This window comes from Rhodanobacter sp. Root179, assembly GCF_001428465.1.
In the GTDB taxonomy this organism is placed as follows: Bacteria; Pseudomonadota; Gammaproteobacteria; order Xanthomonadales; family Rhodanobacteraceae; genus Rhodanobacter.
Window position 1 is genome coordinate 17,476 of record NZ_LMHR01000079.1, and the last position, 17,843, is coordinate 35,318.

The 17,843-nt window shown below is 68.4% G+C and carries 22 protein-coding genes and 1 pseudogene; 9 read left to right on the forward strand and 14 right to left on the reverse strand.

The features are described 5' to 3' along the window. The first annotated feature begins 192 nt into the window (after window positions 1–192). Window positions 193–1,002 (forward strand): cytochrome c, encoded by an 810-nt coding sequence (locus ASD82_RS10130; protein WP_056717793.1) that lies wholly within the window; start codon window positions 193–195, stop codon window positions 1,000–1,002. Between the two features lie 12 nt (window positions 1,003–1,014). Here ASD82_RS10130 and ASD82_RS10135 read toward each other — a convergent pair whose 3' ends face one another. From ASD82_RS10135 to ASD82_RS10160, 6 genes and pseudogenes are all read right to left on the reverse strand, one after another. Next, a complete protein-coding gene (locus ASD82_RS10135; RefSeq protein ID WP_056717712.1) occupies window positions 1,015–1,398 on the reverse strand; it encodes a nuclear transport factor 2 family protein in 384 nt (127 codons plus the stop codon). A 24-nt stretch (window positions 1,399–1,422) separates the two neighbouring features. Beyond that, entirely contained in the window at window positions 1,423–2,451 is a 1,029-nt protein-coding gene (locus tag ASD82_RS10140) for an aminopeptidase (RefSeq protein WP_056717713.1), read from the reverse strand. A 79-nt stretch (window positions 2,452–2,530) separates the two neighbouring features. Next, window positions 2,531–3,049 (reverse strand): hypothetical protein, encoded by a 519-nt coding sequence (locus tag ASD82_RS10145; RefSeq protein WP_235580685.1) that lies wholly within the window; start codon window positions 3,047–3,049, stop codon window positions 2,531–2,533. A gap of 152 nt (window positions 3,050–3,201) precedes the next feature. Beyond that, entirely contained in the window at window positions 3,202–3,438 is a 237-nt protein-coding gene (locus tag ASD82_RS18095; protein ID WP_056717714.1) for a hypothetical protein, read from the reverse strand. A 231-nt stretch (window positions 3,439–3,669) separates the two neighbouring features. Beyond that, window positions 3,670–4,011 (reverse strand): annotated as a pseudogene (locus ASD82_RS18100) (hypothetical protein); the annotation flags it as partial. A 92-nt stretch (window positions 4,012–4,103) separates the two neighbouring features. Next, window positions 4,104–4,712, reverse strand: coding sequence for a rhomboid family intramembrane serine protease (locus tag ASD82_RS10160; protein ID WP_056717794.1), 609 nt, complete (start codon window positions 4,710–4,712; stop codon window positions 4,104–4,106). Window positions 4,713–4,945: 233 nt separating this feature from the next. Here ASD82_RS10160 and ASD82_RS10165 point away from each other — a divergent pair, with 233 nt between their 5' ends. After that, a complete protein-coding gene (locus tag ASD82_RS10165) occupies window positions 4,946–5,830 on the forward strand; it encodes a PhzF family phenazine biosynthesis protein (protein ID WP_056717795.1) in 885 nt (294 codons plus the stop codon). 34 nt (window positions 5,831–5,864) lie between these two features. On the opposite strand, the gene ASD82_RS10170 is transcribed toward ASD82_RS10165, so the two are convergent. The 4 genes from ASD82_RS10170 to ASD82_RS10185 all read right to left on the reverse strand — a co-directional run bounded on the left by ASD82_RS10170 (window position 5,865) and on the right by ASD82_RS10185 (window position 9,178). Further along, complete coding sequence (locus ASD82_RS10170) at window positions 5,865–6,746, reverse strand: NAD(P)-dependent oxidoreductase (RefSeq protein WP_056717716.1); 882 nt, start codon at window positions 6,744–6,746, stop codon at window positions 5,865–5,867. 92 nt (window positions 6,747–6,838) lie between these two features. After that, the gene (locus tag ASD82_RS10175) at window positions 6,839–7,234 is read right to left on the reverse strand and encodes a hypothetical protein (RefSeq protein WP_056717717.1); all 396 of its coding nucleotides are present in this window, start codon (window positions 7,232–7,234) and stop codon (window positions 6,839–6,841) included. Next, window positions 7,231–7,869 carry a peptidoglycan recognition family protein gene (locus tag ASD82_RS10180; protein WP_200946231.1) on the reverse strand — a complete coding sequence of 213 codons (639 nt, stop codon included), beginning with the start codon at window positions 7,867–7,869 and terminating at the stop codon, window positions 7,231–7,233. Before ASD82_RS10180 ends, ASD82_RS10175 begins: the two co-directional genes overlap by 4 nt. Before the next feature lie 130 nt (window positions 7,870–7,999). Next, window positions 8,000–9,178 carry an NAD(P)/FAD-dependent oxidoreductase gene (locus ASD82_RS10185; protein ID WP_082585303.1) on the reverse strand — a complete coding sequence of 393 codons (1,179 nt, stop codon included), beginning with the start codon at window positions 9,176–9,178 and terminating at the stop codon, window positions 8,000–8,002. Between the two features lie 90 nt (window positions 9,179–9,268). Here ASD82_RS10185 and ASD82_RS10190 point away from each other — a divergent pair, with 90 nt between their 5' ends. After that, complete coding sequence (locus tag ASD82_RS10190) at window positions 9,269–9,751, forward strand: YajQ family cyclic di-GMP-binding protein (RefSeq protein WP_056717718.1); 483 nt, start codon at window positions 9,269–9,271, stop codon at window positions 9,749–9,751. Between the two features lie 9 nt (window positions 9,752–9,760). Here the strand turns inward: ASD82_RS10190 and ASD82_RS10195 are convergent, their stop codons facing one another. Together ASD82_RS10195 and ASD82_RS10200 are read right to left on the reverse strand one after the other, a co-directional pair. Continuing rightward, window positions 9,761–10,414: an NrsF family protein gene (locus ASD82_RS10195; RefSeq protein WP_056717719.1), complete on the reverse strand. Its 654-nt coding sequence runs from the start codon at window positions 10,412–10,414 to the stop codon at window positions 9,761–9,763. A 4-nt stretch (window positions 10,415–10,418) separates the two neighbouring features. Then, window positions 10,419–11,006: a sigma-70 family RNA polymerase sigma factor gene (locus tag ASD82_RS10200; RefSeq protein ID WP_235580686.1), complete on the reverse strand. Its 588-nt coding sequence runs from the start codon at window positions 11,004–11,006 to the stop codon at window positions 10,419–10,421. A gap of 205 nt (window positions 11,007–11,211) precedes the next feature. Here ASD82_RS10200 and ASD82_RS10205 point away from each other — a divergent pair, with 205 nt between their 5' ends. The 3 genes from ASD82_RS10205 to ASD82_RS10215 all read left to right on the forward strand — a co-directional run bounded on the left by ASD82_RS10205 (window position 11,212) and on the right by ASD82_RS10215 (window position 14,479). Next, on the forward strand, window positions 11,212–12,933 hold the full coding sequence (locus tag ASD82_RS10205; RefSeq protein ID WP_056717720.1) for a cytochrome c biogenesis protein DipZ: 1,722 nt from the start codon (window positions 11,212–11,214) through the stop codon (window positions 12,931–12,933). A 28-nt stretch (window positions 12,934–12,961) separates the two neighbouring features. Beyond that, window positions 12,962–13,564, forward strand: a complete 603-nt coding sequence (gene msrB / locus ASD82_RS10210) for a peptide-methionine (R)-S-oxide reductase MsrB (protein WP_056717721.1) — start codon at window positions 12,962–12,964, stop codon at window positions 13,562–13,564. A 102-nt stretch (window positions 13,565–13,666) separates the two neighbouring features. Continuing rightward, a complete protein-coding gene (locus tag ASD82_RS10215) occupies window positions 13,667–14,479 on the forward strand; it encodes an SH3 domain-containing protein (protein WP_056717722.1) in 813 nt (270 codons plus the stop codon). Between the two features lie 149 nt (window positions 14,480–14,628). Here ASD82_RS10215 and ASD82_RS10220 read toward each other — a convergent pair whose 3' ends face one another. After that, window positions 14,629–15,033, reverse strand: a complete 405-nt coding sequence (locus ASD82_RS10220; RefSeq protein ID WP_056717799.1) for a hypothetical protein — start codon at window positions 15,031–15,033, stop codon at window positions 14,629–14,631. Window positions 15,034–15,161: 128 nt separating this feature from the next. On the opposite strand from ASD82_RS10220, the gene trxC reads away from it, so the two are divergent. Next, complete coding sequence (gene trxC / locus ASD82_RS10225) at window positions 15,162–15,605, forward strand: thioredoxin TrxC (RefSeq protein WP_056717723.1); 444 nt, start codon at window positions 15,162–15,164, stop codon at window positions 15,603–15,605. On the opposite strand, the gene ASD82_RS10230 is transcribed toward trxC, so the two are convergent. Beyond that, on the reverse strand, window positions 15,606–16,505 hold the full coding sequence (locus ASD82_RS10230; protein WP_056717724.1) for a LysR substrate-binding domain-containing protein: 900 nt from the start codon (window positions 16,503–16,505) through the stop codon (window positions 15,606–15,608). An 88-nt stretch (window positions 16,506–16,593) separates the two neighbouring features. Between ASD82_RS10230 and ASD82_RS10235 the strand changes: the two genes are divergently transcribed. Both ASD82_RS10235 and ASD82_RS10240 read left to right on the forward strand, forming a co-directional pair. Beyond that, window positions 16,594–17,190 carry a LysE family transporter gene (locus ASD82_RS10235; protein WP_056717725.1) on the forward strand — a complete coding sequence of 199 codons (597 nt, stop codon included), beginning with the start codon at window positions 16,594–16,596 and terminating at the stop codon, window positions 17,188–17,190. An 18-nt stretch (window positions 17,191–17,208) separates the two neighbouring features. Further along, the gene (locus ASD82_RS10240) at window positions 17,209–17,829 is read left to right on the forward strand and encodes an NADPH-dependent FMN reductase (protein ID WP_056717726.1); all 621 of its coding nucleotides are present in this window, start codon (window positions 17,209–17,211) and stop codon (window positions 17,827–17,829) included. The last annotated feature ends 14 nt before the right edge of the window (window positions 17,830–17,843 follow it).

Here is a 17,843-nt window from a genome sequence, read left to right on the forward strand (position 1 = left end):
CAGTGATGCGATCAACTGCCTCACTTTTTGTCGCCCTCACGGCGATACACAGGCTTAGTGTGGGTGAGCCCATGTGAGTTCAATGTGCATGACGGGGTTCGTTCAGCTGGGCGACAGGCTGTCCGAAACGCGCGCTGTCGCCACGGGGCATCCCTTGTGTTCTACGATCGCCGCTTCCCGTCGGAGTCCACCATGAAACTGCTGATCGCCGGCCTGTTCGCCCTGAACCTGTTGCTGCCGGCCACTGCCGCCGAGCTGAAGATCGATCTCGGCCACGGCCCGACCACCTGGCAAACCGGAGCGCTTCTGAAACGCGGCGACGTGCGCACGATCAACGTGCCTGACGACGTGGCCTTCGGCCGGCCGATGCGCTATCGCGCGGTGCCGCTGAACGATCTGCTGCAAGGGCTCGACGCCGGCGACCACCTGCAGTTCGTGGCCAGCGACGGCTTTGCCGCCGAAATCCCCGCCGCCCTGCTGCTGAACGGGAAAGGCAGCACGGCCTGGCTGGCGATCGAGGACCCGGCGCAACCGTGGCCCCGACTGCCTCGCGACAAGGGCAGCGCGGGACCGTTCTACGTGGTCTGGACCCGGCCGCAGGCCGCTCATGTGGGCCCGGAGCAATGGCCGTACCAGCTGGCCGCCATCCGCAAGCTGGCCGGGGTCGCCGCGCGCTTCCCGGCCCTGCAGCCCGACCCGTCGCTGCCCCCCGACAGCCAGGTGCGACAGGGCTTCGTGGTGTTCCAGCACACCTGCCTGGCCTGCCACACCCTTAACGGCCAGGGCGACGCAAAACTCGGCCCGGACCTGAACCTGCCGCACAATCCCACCGAATACCTGCGCGCCGACCTGCTGCGCGCCTTCATTCGCGATCCGCAGTCGCTGCGGCGGTGGCCGCAGGCGAAGATGCCCGGCTTCGACCGCAGCGCGCTCTCCGACACGGACCTGGACGCCGTGCTGGCCTATCTGCGACACATGGCCGGACGCAAATCCACGCCGTGACCGCCGTACGGCTCAGCTGCGGTCGACGATCCGGCTGATCCGCCCACCGGCGAACTCGAATTCCGACTCGCCCTGCAGCGTCAGCTCGGCGCCTGCGCGCGGGCCGTCGGGCACGTCCGCGGCGAACACGCCGCGCCAGGCAATCGTCACCAGCACGGAGGCCGGCCGAAACTCCCAGGCGGTGATCGTCTGCCGGCGCTCGGCGAACAGCGCTGCACCCTGCTCGGCCAGCTGGCGGAACTCGGTGGTGCCATGCGTGGCGACGTTGAGCTGGCCGTCCGCAATGTTCTCGAACAGGACGTCCGGCGTCAGCGTGGCCAGCATGCCGTCCACGTCGAAACGGTTGTAGGCCTCGACGTAGCGCTGGATCAGCTCCCGCTTTTCGGCATTGACCATGGCGACACTCCGGCGATGGGGGCTTCAGTCTGCCCCGGAACAGGCACCGTTGCACAGCTGGCGCAGCGCGGCGTCGCGTTCGGCCTTCGGCTTGCGGGCCAACTGCCGAACGTCAGCGTAGAAAGCGGGCCAGCTGCGCTCCGATCGCGCGAACAGTGCGGCGAACGCGGGCGTCCATTGCTCGTACAGGCCGAACGGAAGCAGGCGGGCGTTGTTGATCGGCGCGGCAACCCAGGCGTCATACCGATGCTCACCCGGCCAATGGCTGTCACGCCACTGCGCATAGCGGACACGGAACGCCGCCAGCTCGCGCTGCTTGCCCGCCTCCATCGTCGCCTGATCGCCACCGTCCGCGTAGACGATTCTCAGCCGGTTGCGCAGGTCGAGCACCAGCCGGGTGAAGCCGTCTTCCATCGCCTGGCGCCGGCCATCCGCGGGCGGCAGTCCGCGCGAGCGGCGCCACTGGCGCAGGCCTTCCTGCTGCACGAAGCTGGCAAACGATTCATTGAACGTCGTGTCGCCCTTCACGTAGACCAGCTGGTGGGCCAGCTCATGGAAGATCGTGCCGTCCAGTTCGTCGTCGTCCCAGCGCAGCATGCTTGACAGGATCGGATCGTCGAACCAGCCCAGGGTCGAATAGGCCGGCACGCCCCCGACCCACACGTCGTCGCCGCGGGCACGCAGCCGCGCCGCATCCTGCTGCGCGGCGACCTCGCTGAACCAGCCCCGGTAGGCGACGCAGCCGGCGATCGGAAAGCACTGCGGCACCGCCTGCACCGAGTAGCGCGGCGTGGCGAACACGTTCCACACCACGTACGGGCGGTCCAGCGAAACATAGGTGGCATAGCTGCGATTGTCCGGCAGCGCGAGTTGCCTGCTGGCGAACGCCCGCGCCTGCTGCGCCAGCCGCAGCCGCGTGGCCAGGGGCGCCGGCGTGGCGGGATCAGCGATCACCTTGTCCAGCGCACGCCGATGGAGAACCAGGCTGCCCTGTCCGTGCGCGGCCTGCGCGTAGTAGCGAAGACTGTTGCAGCCACACGACAAGAGGCTCACCGCAATGACTGCGATGAGCCTCGGCAACAGCCCGCATGCAGAACCGGCAGCGCGCATTCCCTGCCGCTAGTGCCGGGCGTCAGTGGCGATCATTGCCACGCTCACGATGGCCGTGGCTGCCGCCACGCCCGCCTCCGCCACTGCCGTGCGAACGCTGTCCGGAGCCGTGCGAGTCGGAACCACGCCAGCCGGAATCCCGGGAACCCCGGCGATCACCGCCGTGGTATCCGCTGCCGCCGTCGCCCCGATGGCCGCCATCGGAACGCCCCTGCCAATGCCCGGCATGACGATCGTAGTCGCGACGTCCACGGTAGTCGTCGTGCCGGTAGCGCGAACCGCCGTACCAGACGCTGCCCACGCCAACGCTCACACCGGGTGCATAACAGCAACCGTAGTAGCCGCCGCCGTAGCCGTAATAACCGTTGCCGTAGTAGCCACCGTAGTAGGACGGCGCCACGTAGGTGGCGCCGCCGTCGCCGTAGTAGGCATCGCCGGCGTCACCCGAACCACGCACGTAGCTGTAGCCCGGATCGTAGTAGCAGCCCGACAGTGTCGCCGCGGCGACCACCATGAGCAGACCGGATAGAACGCGTTTCATGACCTGTCCCCGCTGTGGATGTGCATCGCCAGACTGCGGCCAACCGCTTGAACGGGCGCTAAAAGCCACCTGCGCGAGAAACCGGCGTTCAACCGCCGGCCATGTCCGCCACCGCGCGCCGGTCATGAACCCTCCGGCCCGGCAGGTGCGACTCAGCTGTTGCTGCGCTTGGCCTGCTCGCCACGTTGCGGTGCCAGCACGCGGCCATCGGAACCCTCGATCTCGCCGGTCGCCGAAGGATGCAGCTCGGCATGACCGCCTCCCGGCTGGGCCGGATTCGCATCCGGCCAGGTCGGTCCCTGGCGCACCCGCTCGTTCTTCGCCTCCAGCAAGGCCTGGATCTTCGCCACGGCGTCTTCCTGGCTGATGTGCTCGATCGGCGCTTCCATCGGCGGCTTGCGGGTGGCGGCCGGCTTCCGCGGCGTGGCCGTCCGAACGGAAGACACGGCCGCGGGTTTCTTCGCGATCGGTTTCTTCGCGGCAGGTTTCCTGGCCATCGGCGCGGGGGCAGCGGCTCGCTTCGCGACCGGCTTCCGGGCCACGGATTTCGCGCCCGCCGGCTTGCGGGCGGCCGGCTTCTTCGCGACGGGCCTTTTTGAAGCCGCCTTCTTCACCGCGGCTTTCCTGACCGGGGCCTTCTTTACCGCGGATTTCTTGGCCGGCGCCTTTTTCGCCACGGGCTTCTTGGCCGCCACCTTCCTGGCTGCGGGTTTCTTCACCGCCGCCTTCTTCGCGGCCGGAACCTTCTTCGTCACCGCCTTCCTGACCGCCGACTTCCCGGCAACCGTCTTCTTCGCGACGGCCTTTTTAGTCACGCCGGTCTTCTTGCCGGGAGCTTTCTTTGCTGCGACCTTGCTGGCTGCCGCCTTGCGCGGAGCTGCCTTGGTGGAGGCGGCAGGTTTGCGGGAAACCGACTTCTTTGCCGCGGACTTCTTGGCAACCAACTTTCTGGACGTGGCCATGCGTTAGTTCTCCTGCGGTGATCGATGACGTAGTGCGTCCCAGTATGCACGCCTCGGCCGCGTCGGGCATTTCGCAATGCAGAAACCGTTCATCATCGGAAGGTCGGTTGCATCAGCGCGCTGAGGAAATGTCCCAGCACGCGTGGCTCGACCAGCAGGGTGAACAACACGCCATAAGCCGCACCCCACAGGTGCGCGCTGTGATTGACGTTGCCCTGTCCGCGCTGGTCCATGTAGATCGAATAACCGGTGTAAAGCACCGCATAGACGATCGCGGGCATCGGGATCACCAGCACGATGATGCGCGACCACGGCGCCAGCAGGACGAAGGAGAACAGCACGGCCGACACCGCCCCGGAAGCGCCCAGGCTGCGATAGTTCGGATTGGCCCGGTTCTTCAGATAGGTCGGCAGGATCGAGACCACCAGGCCACCGATGTAGAACAGCGCAAAACCCAGCGTGCCCAGGCGCGCGGCGAAGAAACTCTCCATCGCCCGGCCGAAAAAGAACAGCGTGACCATGTTGAACAGCAGATGCATGGCATCCGCATGCACCACGCCGTAGGTCACCAGGCGGTGGTATTCGCGCTGGCGGGTGATCGCCGGCGGCCACAGGATCAGGTCGTTCATCAGGCGGCTGTTGTTGAACGCCATGAACGAGACGATGCAGGTGATGGCGATGATGAGCAGGGTGATCAGCATGGACGGTTCCGCGTCGGGCAGCAAAAACACGCATCTTGGGGCCAGCGTCATGGCTTGTCGACTCGACGCGCGGCTTGCCACCGAGCGATGGAAAGCTTCCTCCCCGCCATGGCGCTTATGTGCCGCGCTTGCACCGACATGACGAATCGTTACTGCCGCCGGCCGCGCGCGCCCGCTATCATTCGGCGCTTTACGCGGCGCCTGGCGCCCGATGAACCGAGCTGATGGATGCCATGACCCCGCTCCGCTATCTGCACCTGGACGTCTTCGCGGCCACCGCTGGCGGTGGCAATCATCTGGGCGTGGTGATCGGCGCGGACACCTGGAGTACCGCGGCGATGCAGCGCTTCGCCCGCTGGACCGCCCTGGTCGAGACGACCTTCCTGCTGCCGCCGACCGATCCGAAGGCCAGCTATCGCGTGCGCATTTTCACGCCGCACAAGGAGATCCCGTTCGCCGGCCATCCCAGCATCGGCAGCGCCCATGCCGCACTGGCTTGCGGCCTGGCCGAGCCACGCGACGGGATGCTGTGGCAGGAATGCGGCGCCGGCGTGTTGCCGATCCGCATCGTGGGCCACGGCGAAACACGCGAGCTGCTGCTGCAATCGCCCGGCGAGCGCGTGCTGTCCACCGGACTGGATGCCCATCCCCTGCTACCCGCGGCGCTGGCCGGCATCCGGACCGGCCTGCTGCCGCCCGCCCTGGTCGACGGTGGCCGGCGCTGGTGGCTGGCCGAGGTCGCCGATGAGGCCAGCCTGCGTGGATGGCAGCCGGAACACGCGGCAATCCTGGCGCTGGCCCAGGCGAGCGACAGCATGGGACTATGCGCATTCGCTCGCGCCGACAGCGGGCGGCAACTGGTGGTGCGCGCCTTCCCGGCCGGTGTGGGCATCGTCGAAGATCCCGCGTCCGGTGCGGCCAACGGCCTGATCGCCGCCTACCTCGCCCACGCCGAACCGCACGGACTGCTCGCTCGCGGCTACGAAGTCAGCCAGGGCCGCGAGATCGGCCACGATGCGCGCCTGGTCGTGCACATCGACACCGATGCAATCTGGGTCGGCGGCTGCAGCCGCACCGTGGTCGACGGCAACCTGCACTGGGAAACTTCGCTCTCCTAGAAGCGCAGCGTTCTCAACGCGAAGCGCAGCGTTCTCAGCGCTCGTCCAGATGGGCGCGGCGAGCCGCCACCAGGGCCAGTGCGGACCAGTCGAGTTCCTCGTCGCCGGCAGCCAGTGCCTCCAGCAGGCTGTCGCGCAACACGCCGGCAAACGGCAGCGGCACCCGCGCCGCATCACCCGCAGCGAGAGCCAGCCCGACGTCCTTGTAGCCCAGTGGCAGGGCGAATCCGGCCGGCTTGAAGCGCTGTTCGGCGATCAGCTTGCCGTAGCCCTGATACGCGGGCGCGGCGAACAGCGTATGGGTCATCACCTCGAGGAAATCCGCCGCACCCACGCCGTAGGCACGGGTCAGCGCAGTGGCTTCGGCCATGCTTTCGATGGCGCTGGCGAGCATGAAGTTGCCCGCGATCTTCGCCACGTTCGCACGCTCCGGCGCATCCCCCATCGGCCACACCCTGCTGCCCATCGCCTGCAGCAGTGGCTGCACCTTCTCGATCGCCGCGGGAACACCCGCCGCGAGAATGTTGAGCTTCGCCGCCGCTGCCATGTCCGGCCGGCCGAACACCGGCGCGGCCACGTAGGCCAGCCCGCGCTCTTCGTGGGCTTGCGCCAGTTCCTGCGCCAGCGCCACCGAGATGGTGGCGTGGTTCACATGCACCATGCCCCGATCCATCGCATCGAGCAGGGCGTGTTCCAGGAACACCTCGCGCACGGCCTGGTCGTTGGCCAGCATGCTGCAGAGCACATCGCCCTGGGCGGCGCGATCGGGCGTGCTGGCCACCTTGGCACCCAGTGACGCCAGCGGCGCGCAAGCCGCCTCGGAGCGATTCCACACCGTGACGCTGTGCCCCGCGGCAATCAGGTTGCTGGCCATCGCGCTACCCATGGCACCGAGACCGATGAATCCGACTTTCATGAAACCTTCCTCGACAGGAACCAGCGCGCAGTCAAGCACGCGTCGCGTTCAGGTATCGCGAAACGCCACCGCGGATCGTCTCGCGCGGCGGGCTACTGCAGGCCGGGCAGCGCGTCCAGGCAGCGCTGCCGGCACAGGTAGCGCTTGTTGAGGCCGTGGCTGTCGGACAGGTAGGCCGCGCCGCCGGCGAAGATCTGCCACTGCCGCAACTGCCCCGACATTTTGATCGAACCGCTGTAGCTGCACGGCAGGATCATCGCCTCGTCGTGGAAGGTCTCGCCATCGACTTCGTCGGCCAGCCGGAAATAGGTCGCCACGTCGGCGCGGGTCAGGGTCAGCGAACTGCACATGTCGTGATCGGGCCGCGACGGGTCGATCTGCCGCGCCAGCGAAACCACCTCGACCGCATCGTCGTGGCGCACCGGTGCGCAGGCGATCAGGGCGATGCCCAGCAGCGACGCGACCACAACCGTCTGCAACACGCTCATGGCTTGGCTCCGGTCAGCAGCGACTGCAGCAGCTGCGCACCTTCGGAGACTTCCTTGCGGGCGATCGCGCCGTGGGCGTAGACGTCGCTGAGCAGGTTGAGCTTGAACTGGGCGACCAGGATGTCCACCAGGTATTTCACCGACTTCAGCTGCTCCGGCGTCGGCAGCTCGAACGCCTTGTTCGCGGCCACGAACTTCCCCACCACCTCGATGCCCAGGGAGTCGCTGTTGGCCGGATACCGCTGCGGATAGGTCTTGGCCACTTCATGGCGCGAAAGGTTCTTCGCCCGCGTGCTGAACGACAGGCCTTTCTCGTGGAGCAGCGCGGTGATCGTCTTCAGCTCCTGCGGATCGCAGTTGCTTTCCGCCTGGCAGCGCGCCACCAGGATGCCCACGTGCCAGCAGACCTGGTCGACGCGGGCGGTCTGGTAGATCTTGCCAAGCTTGTCGATCAGGAAATGCGCGCCGGTGGTCTTGCCGCCTTCGTAGGCGCTCAGGGTGCCGGTGGCCGACGAGGAATCGGTACGGTGCAGCACGATCGAGGCGACCGACGTCAGGGCACCATGCTCGATCGACGTGTAGAGCTTCACTTCGACTTCCGGGTCGATCAGCTTGCCGTTTTCCACCGTGGCCATGGCCTGCTTCCCTTGGATGAAGAGCCTGCGTTCCCGGGCATCCAGCGAGCCGCGCCGGGAGATCCTGTCCGGCGATGCTGCGGCCGCGGACCGGGGGCGTCAAGTGACTTGTGCCGAGCGGATCAGGACCCTAGGCCACGGCGCCGGCCGCCTGGCCCGAGGCCCAAGCCCACTGGAAGTTGTAGCCGCCCAGCCAGCCGGTGACATCCACCACTTCGCCGATGAAGTACAGACCGGGTACCCGTTTCGACTGCATGGTGCTGGAGGAGATGCCGTCGGTGTCGACGCCGCCCAGGGTGACCTCGGCGGTGCGATATCCCTCGGTACCGCTGGCGATGATCGGCCAGGCGTTGAGCTGCGTGCCAACCTGCACCAGCTCGGCGTCGCGGTACTGGCGCATCGGCCGATTCTCAAACCACTGCTCGCACAGCCGTTGCGCCAGCCGTTTCGGCAGCAGCTCGCCCAGCACCGTCTTCAACTCGGCCAGCGGTCGCGCCGCGCGCTGTTCGACCAGGTGCGCGCCGACGTCGCTGTCCGGCAACAGGTCGATGCGCAGGTCGTCGCCGGGTTGCCAGTAGGAAGAAATCTGCAGGATCGCCGGCCCGCTGATGCCGCGATGGGTGAACAGCAGGCCGGCGCGAAAACTCTGCCTGCCCACGCGGCTTTCCACCACCGGCAAGGCCACGCCGGCGAGGTCCTGGTAATGCTCCTGATGCTTGCCGCTCAAGGTCAACGGCACCAGGCCGGCGCGCACGGGCAAGACCTGATGGCCGAACTGTCGCGCCAGCTCGTAGCCGAAACCGCTGGCGCCCATGCTGGGAATCGACAGACCGCCGGAGGCCACCACCAGCGATTCGGCATGCACCTCGCCGCGCGCGGTGTGCACGCTGAAACCCTCCGGCGTCTTGCGCACGCGCTGCACGCCGCAGCTCGCCTCCACCGTGACGCCAGCGGCAGCGCATTCGTCCAGCAGCATGCGCACGATCTGTTTCGACGAATCGTCGCAGAACAGCTGGCCCAGTTCCTTCTCGTGGTACGCGATGCGGTGCTTCTCGACCAGGGCGATGAAATCCCACGGCGTGTAACGCGCCAGCGCCGACTTGGCGAAGTGCGGATTGGCCGACAGGTAGTTGGCCGGCGTCGTGCCCATGTTGGTGAAATTGCAGCGCCCGCCGCCGGACATCAGGATCTTCTTGCCGACCTTGTTGGCATGGTCGACCACCAGCACGCGCCGGCCGCGCTGCCCCGCGGCGATCGCGCACATCAGGCCGGCGGCGCCGGCGCCGATGATCAACACGTCCACTTTCACGAATAAGGGTTCCCGCCCGCTGCTGGTTGCGCATTATCGCCCAGTCGCATCGCTTACACTTCCGGGCCTGTTCCCCAGCGAGCCACCGCCATGCCTTCCTTTGACGTGATCTCCGAAGTCGACAAGCACGAACTGACCAATGCGATCGACCAGGCCAACCGCGAGCTGGGCACCCGCTTCGACTTCAAGGGCGTGGACGCGAAGTACGTGCTGGACGATTCGGTGATCACCCAGAGCGCGCCCAGCGACTTCCAGCTGCAGCAGATGCTGGACATCCTGCGCGGTCGCCTGGCCGCCCGGAAGATCGACATCCGCGCGCTGGACATGAGCGAGCCCGAAGTGAACCTGGGCGGCGCGCGGCAGAAGATCACCGTCAAGCAGGGCATCGAGCAGCCGGTGGCGAAGAAGCTGGTGGCCACGTTGAAGGCGGCCAAGCTCAAGGTCGAGGCGCAGATCAACGGCGACAAGCTGCGCGTCAGCGGCAAGAAGCGCGACGACCTGCAGGAAGCGATGGCCGTGCTGCGCAAGGCGGACGTGGAACTGCCGCTGCAGTTCGACAATTTCCGCGATTGATCGGAATCCCTACGCCTTCGACAACAGGCGTCCGCCCATCGCCGCATTGACAGCCACCACGAAGGCCACCGCCGCCGCGTGGGTCAGCAGGTCGGTGGCGGCCGAATCGTAGGCGTGGCAGATCTCCAGCAGGCTGGCCGAGGCGGCCGCGCTGGCCAGGCCGATCAGCACCGCGGTGCGCACCGGTCGCAGCGGGCAGGCGCGGCGCAACAGGACCACCAGCAGCGCCGACAGTGGCACCGAGAAGCTGATGATGAACAGCAGGCAGTCGGCCGACTGATGCAGGCCAGCCACCTCGGTGCCCGGCGCGATCCACGTGCGCAGGCAACCCAGGCCGCTGGCGCCGATCCACAACGCCGCCGCGGGCAGCGGCAGCCATGCCCAGGCACGGCTGCGCCCCGGCACGCCCAGCGCGAACGCCGCCCACGCGCCACTGATCGCCGTCGCCACCGCGCCAAGGCCGGCCCAGGCCAGGTCGGGAGTTGCCGCCCAGCGCAGGCGCATCGGCTGGATGCCGTAATGCATCACCAGCAGCACCGCGATCGCCACCACCGCCAGCAACCATCCCGCCGTGCGCAGCCACGGCGGCAACAGGCGCCGCACCGGCACCAGCTCGGTGCCGAGCCGGTCGATCAGTGCCTCATGCGGTCGCAACTCGGACATGGCCTCAGGGTTCTCCGTGGAAACGTTCGCGCAACGCCTTCAGGGCGCGATGCAGGTTCACTTTCAGTGCGCCGGTGTTGCGCCCGGTCAGCTCGGCCGCCTCGCTGAGCGAGCGCTCACGCAGGCCCAGTTGCTCGATGGCCTCGCGCTGGCCCGGCGGCAACTCGGCGATCGCGTCGCGCAGGCGCTGCGCGCGCTCGTCGCTCTCGGTGGCGGAGCTGGCATCGCCCTCTTCGGCATGGCTGTCGAAGGCGTGTTCGTCGTGCACCTCGCGACTGTCGCGCCGACCGCGGCTGCGCAGGGCGTCGATCGCGCGGCGACTGGCGATCGCGGTCAGCCAGGCGTCGTACGAGCGCGCCGGGTCGTAGGTATGGCGCACCCGATGCACGGTGATCAGGGTTTCCTGCACCACGTCATCCAGATGGTCCGGCGCCACGCCCTGGCGTCGCGCGGCGGCACGGATCAGCGCCACCGAGTCGGCCAGCAGCTTCTCGTAGGCGCGTCGGTCGCCGGCCTGGGCAGCCGCCATCCAGGCCGCCCGACGCTGGTCGGGCGACTCGCTGTCGCGGGCTTCGGTAAAGTCGACTGGCACGATCCGGCAGGGACCCGTCCGCAAACAAAGTCCGCTATCTAGGCCCAACAGGCCGTTGGCAGTCAAGGCTTGCGACATGCGTGCTCCATCGTGTGACCCTCACCCTCTTTCGCCGCATCCGCCGCCCGGGTTACCTCGTAAACCTCGGGTAACCGGCGACAGTCCCCCGGCGAAAGACCAGACAACCACCCACGGATGACATCCCATGCTCGTGTTGATCCTCGCCTATCTCGGCGGCGTCCTGACCATCCTCAGCCCCTGCATCCTGCCGGTGCTGCCGTTCGTGTTCGCCCGATCGGACAAGCCGTTCATGCGCAACGGCTTCCCGATGCTGCTGGGCATGGCGATCACCTTCGCCGGCGTGGCCACGCTGGCGGCGCTCGGCGGCGGCTGGGCGGTGCACGCGAACCAGTACGGCCGGATCATCGCGCTGGTGGTGCTGGCCTTCCTGGGCCTGACCCTGCTGTCCACCCACCTGGCCGAATGGATCACCCGCCCGTTCGTGGCGCTGGGCAATCGCCTGTCGCAACGTTCCGCCACCGACGGCGATTCGATCTGGGGCTCCGCCGGCCTGGGCGTGGCCACCGGCCTGCTGTGGGCGCCGTGCGCGGGGCCGATCCTCGGCCTGCTGCTGACCGGCGCGGCGCTGAATGGCGCCAGCGTGCAGACCACCCTGCTGTTGCTCACCTACGCTGCTGGCGCGGCGACCTCGCTGGGCCTGGCGCTGCTGATCGGCGGCAAGGTGTTCGCCCTGATGAAGCGCTCGCTGGGCGCCGGCGAATGGGTGCGCCGGGCGCTGGGCGCGCTGGTGCTGTGCGGCGTGGCCGCCATCGCGCTGGGTCTGGACACCGGCCTGCTCACCCGGGTGTCGCTGGCCAGCACCGGCGGCATCGAACAGAAACTGATCAACGCCGTGCGCCCCGCGCCTGCTCCCCAGCCGGCGCTGAAGGCCGGTGAACCGCTGCCGGTGGAAGGCACGATGCCGTCGCTGGCCGGCGCCACGCAGTGGCTCAACAGCGCGCCGCTGAGCACCGAATCGCTGCGCGGCAAGGTGGTGCTGGTCGATTTCTGGACCTACTCCTGCATCAACTGCATCCGCTCGCTGCCCTACGTGCGTGGCTGGGCCGACAAGTACAAGGACCACGGCCTGGTGGTGATCGGAGTGCACGCGCCGGAGTTCGCCTTCGAGAAGGACCCGGCCAACGTGGCCAAGGCGGTGAAGGACCTGGGCGTCGACTACCCGGTCGCGCTGGACAACGACTACGCGATCTGGAAAGGCTTCAACAACGAGTACTGGCCCGCGCATTACTTCATCGACACGCAGGGGCAGATTCGCCATCACCACTTCGGCGAAGGCGAGTACCGGCAAAGCGAGGACGTGATCCGCCAGTTGCTCACCGAAGCGGGCCAGAAGAACCTGCCAGGCGGCTACGTCAGCGACGATCATCGCGGTGTCGAGGCGGCCGCTTCGGACGATCCCACCCGTTCGCCGGAAACCTATGTCGGCTACGCCCGCGCCCGCAACTTCGTCGGCGGCCGGGTGGCGCACGACGACGCGCATGACTATCACGCACCGAGCGCGCTGGCGGCCAACCAGTGGTCGCTCGACGGCCGCTGGACGGTACGCGACGAGAATGCCCGGCTGGAGCAGGCCGGCGGCGCCATCGTCTACCGCTTCCGCGGTCGCGACCTGCACCTGGTGCTCGGCCCGGCGGCGGACGGCAAGCCGATCCGCTTCCGCGTCACCATCGACGGCAAGCCGCCCGGCGCCGACCACGGCATGGATACCGATGCCGACGGCAACGGCACGATCGACAGCCAGCGTCTCTATCAGCTGGTGCGCCAAGCCAACGGCAGTGGCGAGCGGCTGTTCGAAATCACCTTCCTCGACCCGGGCGTGCAGGCTTTCGCCTTCACCTTCGGCTGATTCCCCACCCACCGTTCCGGAGGTTGCCATGTCACGACTTGAACAAACCCTCGCGATGGATCGCCGCCGCTTCCTGCGCGCCGCGCTCGGCGGTGGTGCCGTGCTGCTGGCCGGTGGCGGCCTGCTCGCCTCGCGCGTGCGCGCCGCGGCCAGCACGCCGGTCGGCCAGCCCGGCAAGGTGCTGGTGGAAATCTTCGACGACCACGGCCGCGATCTGGGCCCCCGCGAAATACCGCGACTGGTGCTGACCGACGCCCAGTGGCAGCAGCGCCTGCCGCCGGCGTCCTACGACATCATGCGGCGCGACGGCACCGAACGCGCGTTCAGCGGCGAGCACGAGCGCCCCGCCGTGGCCGGCCTGTTCCGCTGCAGGGCGTGCGACACCGCGTTGTACGACGCCGCCACCGAATTCGATTCGGGCACCGGCTGGCCCAGCTTCTGGCAGCCGATCGCCGCGCGCAACGTGATCGAGCAGAGCGACCACCTGTTCGGCATGACCCGCACCGCGATCAGCTGCAAGGGCTGCGACAGCCACCTCGGCCATGTCTTCGACGATGGTCCCGCACCCACCGGCCTGCGCTACTGCATGAACTCGGTGGCGTTGCGTTTCGTTGCGCGCACGGCAAGTTGAGTCAAGCGCGATGTACCGCAGATAACCTGCCGGCGTTTCACCGACGATGCCGTCACGTGGCCTGCGCATACTGCAGGCGACATCCGCCTGCGGGAGATCGCCATGAAACGCCTGGCCCGATTTGCGCTTGCATCATTGTCGCTGGCGTCGTTGTCGCTGGCCGTACCGGCGCTGGCACACGCCGAGGATGGCTACGTCACCGGCAACGTCAATCTTCGCGCCGGCCCCGATTCGGGCTATCCGCTGATCGACGTGATTCCCGCGGGCACCGAGGTGAACGTGCAAGGCTGCACCGAAGGCTGGGAATGGTGCGACGTGATCGTCTACGGCAACCGCGGCTGGGTGGCCGGCAACTACGTCGAATACGAATATCGGGACGGGCCCGTGCTGCTGCCCGCGTACGGAGCCCGGATCGGCATTCCGATCATCACCTTCGTGATCGGCACCTACTGGGACAACCACTACCGCAGCCGCCCGTTCTATCGCGAGCGCGATCGCTGGTATCACCGTCCCATCGTGCATCGACCGCCGCCGCCACCGATGCGCCACCCTTACAGACCGCCGGTGCATGGTGCGCCCGGCTACGGACGTCCGCCGCTCCACCGGCCGGCGGCGCCGCGGCCGGTGCTGCCTCGTCCTGGCCAGTCTCCGCACCCAAGCGGCGACCATCGGCCTGCGCACGACAACGCACCTCGGCCGACCCGGCCGCCCGTCTCGCGGCCGCCGCAGCATGCGACGCCACGACCGACGCCGTCCGGTCGACCGGTGCAGTCCAGCCGTCCCGCACCGCAGAATCGAGCGCCGACGCAGCACCCCACGCAAGCAGCCGGCCATGCTCCACCGGCGCGATCGGATCACGGCAAGCCGAAGCAGAAACAGTCCGACCACCGCAAGGACGAACACCAAGGCCACTGAATCGTCGTGCGTGAACGCGAGTCACCCATGGACATGGGCGGAGGCCTGCAATCTTCCGCCCGTTTCCCCTCGAGCTTTCCCGTGCCGCGCGATCGCATCCCTGCCACGTCCGTCTGCAGACGAGTTCGGACTGCATGCGTCACCGGCTGTCACGCACTCCATGGCCACCAACCGCGACCATGGAGTGCGTAACGATCCGCCGCGCGCTCGAACGGATTGCGCACGCTGATCCCACCGCACACCAGGTAAGCCGGCAGGAACAGCGGCCCCAGAAGCATGTACTGATAGACGTGCGCGCGTTCGTGGTCGGCCAGCGAGATCGCCGGCTCCACGCAGCGGCCGGCGCGATGGGCATAGGTGGCGCACGCCACATCCAGTTGCGGCCCGGTGTGCACGATCACATTGCCCAGCGTCAGCGCGCCGCCCGCGCCCCACGGCCAGCTTCGCACCACCACCGCCCGCTCCCGCCGCTGCCAGCGCATCCGCGCGCCGAACGGGAGCGCGATGCAGCCGAGCAACAGTCCCGCCGCGCTGTTGGGCAAAGTCCACAGCATGCCCAGCGCAAGCAGTCCGATGCGCAGCAGCGACGTTCCAGGCTTGTGGACTCGACTTGGATTCACGCTGGCCAGCCGCCATCTGATCGGCATGGGCGCACGGCGCCTGCCGGAGATCGGAGTTTGCCATGAGTACACCGCTTGCCATTCCCTGCCCGCACTGCAGCGCCCTCAACCGCGTGCCGGCCGACCGCGTGGCCGAGCACCCGAACTGCGGCCGCTGCAAGCAGGCGCTGTTCGAGGGACATCCGGCGGAACTGACCGCGGCGAACTTCGACGCGATCGCCGGCCGCGGCGACCTGCCGGTGCTGGTGGATTTCTGGGCGCCGTGGTGCGGGCCGTGCGTCGGCTTCGCGCCGGTATTCGTGCAGGCCGCCGGCAAGTTCGAGCCGCGCCTGCGGCTGGCCAAGCTGGATACGGAAGCGCAACCGCAGATCGCGGCGCGCTTCAACATCCGCAGCATTCCCACCCTGATCATGTTCAGGCAGGGCCGCGAGATCGCGCGGCAATCCGGCGCACTGAATGCGGCGCAGTTGCAGCAATTCGTCGAGGGTGCGCTGGCGCGCGGCTGATCAGCGCGCCACGGTGCCCGCGGCCTGCCAGCGCAGCCAGTCGATCACCGCGGCCACCGCCGCGCGTGGTTTCGCCGGCGGTCGCACGATCCAGTACGAAGTTCCCAACGGCACGCCGAGTTCGCCGAACGGACGCAGCAGGCTGCCATTCGTGACGTCGTCCGCGGCCAGCCGATGGCGCGCCAACGCCACGCCCTGCCCCTGCATCGCCGCCCGCAACACCAGGTCGGACGAGGTGTAGCGCGCACCGCCCTGCAGCGCGAGCTTCGCCGGTCCGTGCACGCTGCGCCACGCTTCCCATGACGCCTGCGGGTCGCGGTCGTGCAGCAGGCGCAGGCCAGCCAGTTGCGCCGGCTCCGATGGGCGTCCGGACGTCTGCCACAACGTGGGGCTCATCACCGGATACAGCGCATCGTCCATCAGCGCTTCGGCATGCAAGCCCGGCCACGGCCCGGTGCCCATGCGGATCGCCAGGTCGATGCGGCCATCGTCCAGCGCGTCCAGCCGCTGCTCGACCTGCACCGACAGCTCGATCTTCGGGTGCGCCTTTTCCAGCGCGGGCAGGCGCGGCAGCAACCAGCGGATCGCGAACGAGGGCGAGGTGGACAGCGTCACCGCGTGCGCCGGCCGGGTCTCGCGCAACGCGGCCACCGCCTGCTCGATGCCGCGCAGGCCGGCCAGCGTGGCACGCCCCAGCGCCTCGCCCTGCGGCGTGAACACCAGCGCGCCGCGACCGGCCGAGGCGCGCAGCAAGGGCACGCCCAGCCAGCGATCCAGTTCGGTCAGGTGCCGGCTCACCGAGGAGTGCGCCAGGCCCAGCTCGCGCGCGGCGGCGCGCACGCCGCCGTGGGCGTAGACCATGGCGAATGCGCGCAGGGCATTCAGCGGCAACTCGTTCATGGTCGCAATTCTAGACCATAGATTGGACAGCATCGACCACTGGCATGGCCGAGCATGCATGGCATTCGACCATTGCGGAGCACGACCCATGGAGCAACTGCTCGCCGCCGCCGGCCTGCTGTGCGTGGCCGCGATCACGCCCGGCCCGAACAACCTGGTGATCCTGCGCGCAGCCGGAACCGCCGGCATGCGCCGCACGCTGCCGATGATCGCCGGCATCGTGCTCGGCGGCCTGTTGTTGCTGGCGGTGACGGCACTGGGCGCTGCGGCGGCCTTTGCGGCACTCCCGTCGCTGCGACGCTGGATCGCCCTGGCCGGGGCGCTGTATCTGGCCTGGCTCGGTGCTTCGCTGTGCATCGCCGGGATGTCGCCACCAGGCGACACGACGACTTCGTCGCCATTGCCTGCCGGCGCGCTGGGACTGGTCGGCTTCCAGTTCCTCAACCCGAAAAGCTGGCTGCTGGTGCTGACCGTGCTGGCCGCGATGCCGGCCACCGACGCGCACGATTATCTGCTGCTGGTGGCGATGTTCGTGCTGATCCCCACGCTCTGCCTGTGGCTGTGGGCCGCGCTCGGCGCCTCGCTGGCGCGCTGGCTGGCCCGGCCGATCGCGCGACGCGGCGTGGACATCGTCAGCGGCGCCTTGCTGGTCGCCTGCGCCGTGCTGTTGCTGATCAAACCCTGACCTGACCGGAGACTTGCGATGACCTTTCACCCCGCTCCCGCCCGCCGCGTGCTTTGCCTCGCCGGCAGCCTGCGCCGCCAGTCCTGGAACCGTCGCCTGTTGCACGCCGCCGCACTGCAGGGGCCAGCGAGCCTGCAGCTGGACGTCCATGACGCGCTGGCTGCCGTGCCCCTGTTCGACGAGGACCTGGAGTCGCACGATCCGGCCGGTCCGGCCGGCGTGCAGGCGTTGCGTGCCGCGGTGGCCGCCGCGGACGGCCTGGTCATCGCCACGCCCGAGTACAACCAGGCGATCCCTGGCGTGCTGAAGAACGCGCTGGACTGGCTGTCGCGCGAGAGTCCCATCGGCGAGGTGCTCGCCGGCAAGCCGGTCGCCGTGCTCGGCGCCAGCAGCGGCCCGTGGGGCACCCGGCTGGCACAGGCCTCGCTGCGCCAGGTGCTGCACACCTGCGGCGCGCTGGTGATGCCGGCGCCGAGCCTGTTCGTGGCCCGCGCCGCCGAGCGCTTCGATGCCCAGGGCTGGCTCACCGACACCGCCACGCTGCAATCGCTGCAGTCCTTCCTGCTGGGCTTCGACTCATGGATGGAACGCGTGGCGCCGCCGGCTACGCTGGAGCAGCCGCGAGCCATGCCGGGCTGAGCCATGGCTGCGCC

Coding starts and splice junctions, on each gene's coding strand:
- ASD82_RS10180 (WP_200946231.1), bottom strand. CDS start 7,869: ATGGCCACGGTGGAAAACGGCAAGCTGATCGACCCGGAAGTCGAAGTG.
- ASD82_RS10130 (WP_056717793.1), top strand. CDS start 193: ATGAAACTGCTGATCGCCGGCCTGTTCGCCCTGAACCTGTTGCTGCCG.
- ASD82_RS10205 (WP_056717720.1), top strand. CDS start 11,212: ATGCTCGTGTTGATCCTCGCCTATCTCGGCGGCGTCCTGACCATCCTC.
- ASD82_RS10220 (WP_056717799.1), bottom strand. CDS start 15,033: ATGCTGTGGACTTTGCCCAACAGCGCGGCGGGACTGTTGCTCGGCTGC.
- ASD82_RS10175 (WP_056717717.1), bottom strand. CDS start 7,234: ATGAGCGTGTTGCAGACGGTTGTGGTCGCGTCGCTGCTGGGCATCGCC.
- trxC (WP_056717723.1), top strand. CDS start 15,162: ATGAGTACACCGCTTGCCATTCCCTGCCCGCACTGCAGCGCCCTCAAC.
- ASD82_RS10145 (WP_235580685.1), bottom strand. CDS start 3,049: ATGAAACGCGTTCTATCCGGTCTGCTCATGGTGGTCGCCGCGGCGACA.
- ASD82_RS10195 (WP_056717719.1), bottom strand. CDS start 10,414: ATGTCCGAGTTGCGACCGCATGAGGCACTGATCGACCGGCTCGGCACC.
- msrB (WP_056717721.1), top strand. CDS start 12,962: ATGTCACGACTTGAACAAACCCTCGCGATGGATCGCCGCCGCTTCCTG.
- ASD82_RS10160 (WP_056717794.1), bottom strand. CDS start 4,712: ATGCTGATCACCCTGCTCATCATCGCCATCACCTGCATCGTCTCGTTC.
- ASD82_RS10170 (WP_056717716.1), bottom strand. CDS start 6,746: ATGAAAGTCGGATTCATCGGTCTCGGTGCCATGGGTAGCGCGATGGCC.
- ASD82_RS10235 (WP_056717725.1), top strand. CDS start 16,594: ATGGAGCAACTGCTCGCCGCCGCCGGCCTGCTGTGCGTGGCCGCGATC.
- ASD82_RS10190 (WP_056717718.1), top strand. CDS start 9,269: ATGCCTTCCTTTGACGTGATCTCCGAAGTCGACAAGCACGAACTGACC.
- ASD82_RS10135 (WP_056717712.1), bottom strand. CDS start 1,398: ATGGTCAATGCCGAAAAGCGGGAGCTGATCCAGCGCTACGTCGAGGCC.
- ASD82_RS10215 (WP_056717722.1), top strand. CDS start 13,667: ATGAAACGCCTGGCCCGATTTGCGCTTGCATCATTGTCGCTGGCGTCG.
- ASD82_RS18095 (WP_056717714.1), bottom strand. CDS start 3,438: ATGGAAGCGCCGATCGAGCACATCAGCCAGGAAGACGCCGTGGCGAAG.
- ASD82_RS10230 (WP_056717724.1), bottom strand. CDS start 16,505: ATGAACGAGTTGCCGCTGAATGCCCTGCGCGCATTCGCCATGGTCTAC.
- ASD82_RS10240 (WP_056717726.1), top strand. CDS start 17,209: ATGACCTTTCACCCCGCTCCCGCCCGCCGCGTGCTTTGCCTCGCCGGC.
- ASD82_RS10165 (WP_056717795.1), top strand. CDS start 4,946: ATGACCCCGCTCCGCTATCTGCACCTGGACGTCTTCGCGGCCACCGCT.